Source organism: Bartonella sp. MU37NMGALS (assembly GCF_042194015.1).
Classification (GTDB): domain Bacteria; phylum Pseudomonadota; class Alphaproteobacteria; order Rhizobiales; family Rhizobiaceae; genus Bartonella; species Bartonella grahamii.
Genome location: NZ_JBHIML010000115.1, coordinates 1 through 823 on the forward strand (window position 1 = coordinate 1; position 823 = coordinate 823).

Annotated in this window: 2 protein-coding genes; both read left to right on the forward strand. The window is 31.2% G+C overall.

Annotation, left to right across the window (positions count from 1 at the left end; translation table 11 throughout):
- The first annotated feature begins 125 nt into the window (after window positions 1–125).
- Entirely contained in the window at window positions 126–476 is a 351-nt protein-coding gene (locus tag ACFIJP_RS09410; RefSeq protein WP_041581387.1) for a type II toxin-antitoxin system RelE/ParE family toxin, read from the forward strand.
- 1 nt (window position 477) lies between these two features.
- The gene (locus ACFIJP_RS09415; protein WP_015856199.1) at window positions 478–801 is read left to right on the forward strand and encodes a helix-turn-helix domain-containing protein; all 324 of its coding nucleotides are present in this window, start codon (window positions 478–480) and stop codon (window positions 799–801) included.
- Window positions 802–823 lie beyond the last annotated feature (22 nt).

The following is an 823-nucleotide window of genomic DNA, read 5'->3' on the forward strand; positions in this document are numbered from 1 at the left end:
AAATAAACAATTATGGTTTTTTGTTACCATTTTTATCAAGTCAATTTTATTAATAATAGTTATTAAAAAATCACAAAATTAGAATAACCACTTGAAAATATACCCATATGGGTATATTAATAATCATGAGTAAAATAAAACGTATCATATGGCTTGGTTCTTCACTCAAAGATATAAAAAGTCTTCCTGATCTTATTCAACAAAGGATTGGTTATGCTCTTTATCTTGCTCAGATAGGAGATAGAGGAGAAAATGTTAAGGTTCTCAAGGGGTTTGGATCTGCCAATGTTCTAGAAATTATTGAACGCGATATTCAAGGAACTTATCGCGCTGTTTATACGATACAATATAAAAAATCTCTTTATGTGTTGCATTGTTTTCAGAAAAAATCAACCCGTGGCATTGCAACACCAAAACCAGACATTAATCTGATTAAAGAACGTCTCAAGTTAGCAGAACAATTAGAAGGGAATTAAAATGATCAATGTTTTTCACGGTAGTTCCAATGTTTATGCGGATCTTGGCTTTTCAGATTCCAGAGAGATGCTTATCAAAGCGCAACTTGCTCATAAGATTAGTCAAATTCTGAAAGAAAAGAACTTAACACAAAAACAGGCTAGTCAACTTTTGAAAATGACTCAACCAAAACTGTCTAAACTCTTAAGTGGAGAATTTCGAGGAATTAGTGAAATGAAAATGCTTGAGTGTTTGGCAAAATTGGGAAACGATATAAAGATTATTGTTAATCCGAAAGAAGTTAAAACGCTTGAAGGACATTTTGAAGTTGTTTTTTCTTCTTAAACTTCTTTATGATTAGCTTTTT

What these genes read in the sequence shown, in the direction of transcription:
- ACFIJP_RS09415 (WP_015856199.1), top strand. Translation starts at nt 478, where the DNA reads ATGATCAATGTTTTTCACGGTAGTTCCAATGTTTATGCGGATCTTGGC.
- ACFIJP_RS09410 (WP_041581387.1), top strand. Translation starts at nt 126, where the DNA reads ATGAGTAAAATAAAACGTATCATATGGCTTGGTTCTTCACTCAAAGAT.